Origin of the sequence: Phenylobacterium sp. (assembly GCF_031412415.1) — a bacterium.
Taxonomy (GTDB): Bacteria; Pseudomonadota; Alphaproteobacteria; order Caulobacterales; family Caulobacteraceae; genus Phenylobacterium.
This window is the reverse complement of the sequence record NZ_JANOCX010000120.1, coordinates 1-5504: the sequence shown is the minus strand read 5'-3', so window position 1 is coordinate 5504 and position 5504 is coordinate 1. Positions and strand designations below refer to the sequence as shown.

4 protein-coding genes and 1 tRNA gene are annotated in these 5504 nt (G+C 68.3%); all 5 read left to right on the top strand.

Translation table 11 applies throughout. From position 1 onward, the window contains the following. Positions 1–1203 (top strand): LL-diaminopimelate aminotransferase (locus tag RMO04_RS05955; RefSeq protein WP_309643872.1); only part of this gene is annotated, 1203 nt, incomplete at its 5' end. Next, on the top strand, positions 1200–2489 hold the full coding sequence (locus RMO04_RS05950; protein WP_309643871.1) for a homoserine dehydrogenase: 1290 nt from the start codon (positions 1200–1202) through the stop codon (positions 2487–2489). The genes RMO04_RS05955 and RMO04_RS05950, both read left to right, overlap by 4 nt. 49 nt (positions 2490–2538) lie before the next feature. Then, positions 2539–3495, top strand: coding sequence for a class II fructose-bisphosphatase (gene glpX / locus RMO04_RS05945; RefSeq protein WP_309643870.1), 957 nt, complete (start codon positions 2539–2541; stop codon positions 3493–3495). A gap of 39 nt (positions 3496–3534) precedes the next feature. After that, positions 3535–5337: a single-stranded-DNA-specific exonuclease RecJ gene (gene recJ, locus RMO04_RS05940; protein WP_309643869.1), complete on the top strand. Its 1803-nt coding sequence runs from the start codon at positions 3535–3537 to the stop codon at positions 5335–5337. A gap of 56 nt (positions 5338–5393) precedes the next feature. Then, a tRNA-Glu gene (locus tag RMO04_RS05935) sits at positions 5394–5468 on the top strand. Positions 5469–5504 lie beyond the last annotated feature (36 nt).

Genomic DNA, 5504 nt, shown 5'->3' with positions numbered 1-5504 from the left:
CGTATCCGACGCCTTCCGCCCTACGTCTTCGAGGAAGTGAACCGCATCAAGGCCCGCCTGCGCGGCCAAGGCGTGGACATCATCGACTTCGGCATGGGCAATCCCGACATGCCGACGCCGAAACACATCGTCGACAAGCTGATCGAGACCGCCTGCGACCCCAAGGCCGGTCGCTATTCGGCCTCCAAGGGCATCGTCGGCCTGCGCCGCGCCATGGCCGGCTATTACCAGAAGCGCTTCGGCGTGACGCTCAACCCCGACACCGAGGTGATCGCCACCCTGGGATCGAAGGAGGGCTTCGCCAATCTGGCCCAGGCCCTGACGGCGCCGGGCGATGTGATCCTGTGCCCGAACCCGGCCTATCCGATCCACGCCTACGGCTTCATCATGGCCGGCGGCGTGATCCGCCACGTGCCAGCGCCCTCTCCGGAGGAGTATCTGTCGGGCGTCAGCGCGGCCATGCGCCACTCCAGCCCCGCCCCTAGCGTGCTGATCCTGTCCTATCCGTCCAACCCCACGGCGCAGTGGGTGGATCTGGACTTCTATAAGGACGCCGTGGCTCTGGCGAAGAAGCATGACCTGCTGGTCCTGTCCGACATCGCCTATTCCGAGATCTATTTCGACGACAACCCGCCGCCCTCGATCCTGCAGGTGGACGGCGCCAAGGACATCGCCGTCGAGGTCAACTCACTGTCGAAGACCTATGCCATGGCCGGCTGGCGGGTCGGGATGGTGGTCGGCAACGAACGGATGTGCGCGGCCCTGGCGCGGGTGAAGTCCTACCTGGACTACGGCGCCTACACGCCGATCCAGGTTGCCGCGGCGGCGGCGCTCAACGGCCCGCAGGACTGCGTCGACGAGATCCGCGCCATGTACAAGTCCCGCCGCGACACCCTGGTCAGCTCGATGAAGCGCGCCGGCTGGGACATTCCCTCGCCGCCGGCCTCGATGTTCGCCTGGGCCCCGTTGCCCGAACAGTTCAAGAGCATCGGCTCGCTGTTGTTCGCCAAGCTGTTGATCGAGGAGGCCGGCGTCGCCGTCTCACCCGGCGCGGCCTTCGGGGAATATGGCGAAGGTTATGTGCGTATCGGCCTCGTGGAGAACGAGCACCGCATCCGCCAGGCCGCCCGCAACGTGAAAAAGTTCCTGGCCAACGCCGACGAAATCCTCGGCCGGGCCCACAACACCCTGGCGGCCCAATGAGCAAGTCGGAATGGCGCGTCGGCGTCGCGGGCCTGGGCACCGTGGGCGCCGGCCTGCTGAACTTCCTGTCCGAACGTCCCGGTTTCGCGCCGGCGGGCGCGACGGCGTCGGTGACCGGCGTCTCGGCGCGCTCGCGCTCGCGACCCCGGCCCTATGACATCTCCAACCTGCCGTGGTTCGACGACCCGGTCGCACTGGCGACCTCGCCCGACAACGACATCTTCGTCGAGCTGATCGGCGGGTCCGACGGCCCGGCCAAGGCTGCGGTCGAGGCGGCGCTGAACGCCGGCAAGCCTGTGGTGACAGCCAACAAGGCCCTCATCGCCGAGCATGGCGCCGAGCTCGCAATCCTGGCCGAGGCCAAGGGCGTGCCGCTACTGTTCGAGGCCGCCGTGATGGGCGGGGTGCCCGCCGTGAAGATCATGCGCGAGGCCCTGGTCGGCGACGACATCAAGAGCGTCGCGGGCATCCTGAACGGCACCTGCAACTACATCCTGACGGAGATGGAGGCCGGCGGTCGCGCCTTCGCCGAGGTCCTGGCTGAGGCCCAGCGCCTGGGCTACGCCGAATCCGATCCGACCATGGACGTGGGCGGCTTCGACGCGGCCCACAAGATTTCGATCCTGGCGGCGCTCGCCTTCGGCTGCGCGCCCAACTATGCGGCCGCTGAGATCGAGGGCATCGAGCAGGTGGCCCTGCTGGACATCCAGCTCGCCAAGGATCTCGGCTATCGGATCAAGCTGATCGCCTCGGCCGACCGCTCGGCGGAGGGCGTGCTGGTGCGGGTCCATCCGACCTTGGTCGCCCTGAACCATCCCCTGGCCCAGGCCGGCGGGGCGCTCAACGCATTGTTCATCGAGGGCGCCCGCATCGGCCGGATCTATGTCCAGGGGCCTGGCGCCGGGGCGGGGCCGACAGCAGCGGCCGTGGCCGCCGACATCGCCGATGTCATGACGGGCGCGACGCGCCCGGTGTTCCAGTCTGGGGCGACCGGCCTCAAGCCGTTCACTCCGGTCGATCCCGCCAAGAGCATGAGCCGCGCCTATCTGCGCTTCCTGGTGAAGGATGAGCCCGGCGTCATCGCCGCCGTCTCCGAAACTCTCGCCGAGGCCGGCGTCTCCATCGAAAGCTTCCTCCAGAAGCCCGTGGAGAATGCAGACGGCGTGCCGATCGTGCTCACCACCCATGCGGTCGCCGAATCCGTGCTCACGGCGGCGATCGACCGCATCGCGAATCTGTCGTCCGTGCTGGATAGACCCCGGCTCTTGCGCATCGCGCGCATCTAAGACTGTAAAGACAATCGGACGCTCCGACAGGGAGCGCGGGAGAGACGCTATGAGTTCTGAAGTTCTGGATCGCGGACTGGTTCTGGACGCGGTCCGGGTCACCGAGATCGCCGCCATCGCCGCCTGGAAACTTGTCGGCCGCGGCGACGAGAAGGAGGCCGATCAGGCCGCTGTCGACGCCATGCGCACGGCGCTGAACGACCTCGACATCGACGGTGAGATCGTCATCGGCGAGGGCGAGCGCGATGAAGCGCCCATGCTCTACATCGGCGAGAAGGTCGGCCGCGGCAAAGGCGGCCCGAAGATCGACATCGCCCTCGATCCTCTGGAAGGCACCACGCTGACCGCCAAGGCGATGGCCAACGCGCTGGCCGTCATGGCCTGGGCGCCTAAGGGCACCTTGCTGAACGCGCCCGACACCTACATGGACAAGATCGCGTGCGGCCCCGGCTATCCCAAGGGTGTCATCGACCTGGACAAGACCCCGGCCGAGAACGTCCAGTCCATGGCCGAAGCCAAGGGCGTCGACGCCACTGAGATCACGGTCTGTATCCTGGATCGCCCCCGCCACGCCGACATCATCGCTAGCGTCCGTTCGGTGGGCGCGCGGGTCTACCTGATCACCGACGGCGACGTGGCCGGCGTCATGAACACCGCCGACCCCTCGACCGGGGTCGACCTCTATGTGGGGCAGGGTGGGGCGCCGGAGGGTGTGCTGGCCTGCGCGGCGCTGAAGTGCGTCGGCGGCCAGTTCGAGGGGCGCCTGGTGTTCCGCAACGCCGATGAGAAGGCGCGCGCCAAGCGGGTGGGGATCACCGACTTCGACCGCAAATACGACCTGCACGAAATGGTGCGGGCCGACGCGATCTTCGCCGCGACCGGGGTCACCAACGGCGCGTTGCTGGATGGCGTGCAGTATGAGGATGGCTTCGTCCACACCCACACCATCGTCATGAATTCCGCGACCCAAACGGTGCGCGAAGTGCGGATGAAGCGGCCGGTCTGAGGTCTTCGCCGGGGTTCCGACTCCGGCTAGCCTCGCCCGATGGCCGACGGAACCACGCCCATGGGCTATCTCGGCGTCACACGCTCGCTCTCCGGGCGTCTGTGGCGCGAGCGGCCGGCCGACGCCGAGACCGTTCGCCGCCACCAGATGGGCCTTGGCCTCTCAGAGCCCCTGGCCCGTGCCCTGGCGTCGCGGGGCATCGGCCCCGACGGCGGCGCGGACTATCTGAACCCGACGCTGAAGGCGCTCTTTCCCGATCCCTCCAGCTTCCTGGACATGGACCGTGCGGCCGAGATTCTGGTCGACGCCCTGGTCAGCGACCGGCCGATGACGATCTTCGCCGACTACGACGTGGACGGCGCCTCCAGCGCCGCGCAGATCGTCCGTTGGTTCCGCACCCTGGGCAAGGAACTGCCCATCTACGTGCCTGACCGCATGACCGAGGGCTACGGCCCGTCCCCGGCGGCTTTTGATCGCATTCGTGAGAGCGGCGCCGAGCTGGTGGTCACGGTCGACTGTGGCGCGGCGGCCTATGACGCGCTCTCCCACGCCGAGAAGATCGGCCTCGACGTGGTGGTGATCGACCACCACTTGATGCGCGACGAGATCCCCAGGGTCGCGGCTCTGGTCAACCCCAACCGGCCGGGTTGCACGTCGGGGCAGGGGGTGCTGGCCGCTGCGGGGGTGGCCTTCGTTCTGTTGGCGGCGCTGAACCGCGAGGCGCGCAAGCGCGGCCTGTTCGAGACGACCCCCGAGCCCGACCTGCGCCAGTGGCTGGACCTGGCCGCCCTGGGCGCGATCTGCGACGTCACTCAGCTCGTGGGCTTCAACCGGGCGCTCACCACCCAGGGGCTCAAGGTGATGTCGGCCTGGAAGAACCCGGGCCTCAAGGCGCTGTTGGAGGTGGCCAAGGGCTCCGGCCCCGCCGGCGTCTTCCACGCGGGCTTCATCCTTGGGCCCAGGATCAACGCGGGCGGCCGCATCGGTCGCTCCGACCTGGGCGCGCGCCTGCTCTCGACGGACGACCCGGCGGAGGCCGCGCAACTCGCCGCCGAGCTCGACGCGCTCAATGCCTCGCGCAAGGAAGTCGAACGCGAGATTTTCGAGCAGGCCATCCAGATCGTCGAGCGCGAGAGCAACCAGAGCGACGCCGCCCTGACCTTCGTCGCCGCCGACGGCTGGCACCCCGGCGTCATCGGTATCGTCGCCAGCCGCCTGCGCGAACGCTATCGCAAGCCGGCCCTGGTGATCGGCGTCGACCGCGCCGCCAACATCGGCAAAGGCTCTGGGCGCTCCCAGACCGGAGTGAACCTGGGCCGCGCGGTTCAGGCGGCCTATGATGAGGGCCTGTTGCTGGCCGGCGGAGGCCACGCCATGGCCGCGGGCCTGTCTGTGCGCCCCGACACCATTCCCGAGCTGCGCGCCTTCCTGAACGAGCGCCTGGCCGAGGAAACCCAGCTCGCCACCGCGCAGGACGGACTGGACATCGACGCCCTGGTGACCACGGGCGGCGCCGACCGCGGCCTGTGGCAGGCTTTCCAGTCCTTGGCCCCCTTCGGCCCCGGAAACCCCGAACCCATGTTCGCCGCCGCCGACGTGCGGATCGAGCGGCCCATGGCCCTGCGCGGCGGGCATGTGCGGGTCACCTTGACCGACGGATCGGGAGGGCGGCTCAAGGCCGTGGCCTGGCGCGCTGAGGACACCGAGATCGGCAATCGACTATTGAGCGAGGGCGGTGCGGTGCATGTCGCCGGCCGTCTGAAGCCGGACGATTGGCAGGGTCGCGAGAGCGTCGAACTGGAGATCGAGGACGTCGCCGATCCCCGGCGCGTCATTGGCTGACCCCGCGACTTGCATAGGCCCTGAATCGCCGATATAGACGCCGCTCTCGCGCACGCGGTCCCTTCGTCTATCGGTTAGGACGCCAGGTTTTCAACCTGGAGAGAGGGGTTCGACTCCCCTAGGGACTGCCAACGCGTCAGACGGTCACGAGTCTCCAGTCTCGACGC

Bases quoted from the DNA above. Each gene is read 5' to 3' on its own strand.
- RMO04_RS05950 (WP_309643871.1), top strand. From the start codon at position 1,200: ATGAGCAAGTCGGAATGGCGCGTCGGCGTCGCGGGCCTGGGCACCGTG.
- glpX (WP_309643870.1), top strand. From the start codon at position 2,539: ATGAGTTCTGAAGTTCTGGATCGCGGACTGGTTCTGGACGCGGTCCGG.
- recJ (WP_309643869.1), top strand. From the start codon at position 3,535: ATGGCCGACGGAACCACGCCCATGGGCTATCTCGGCGTCACACGCTCG.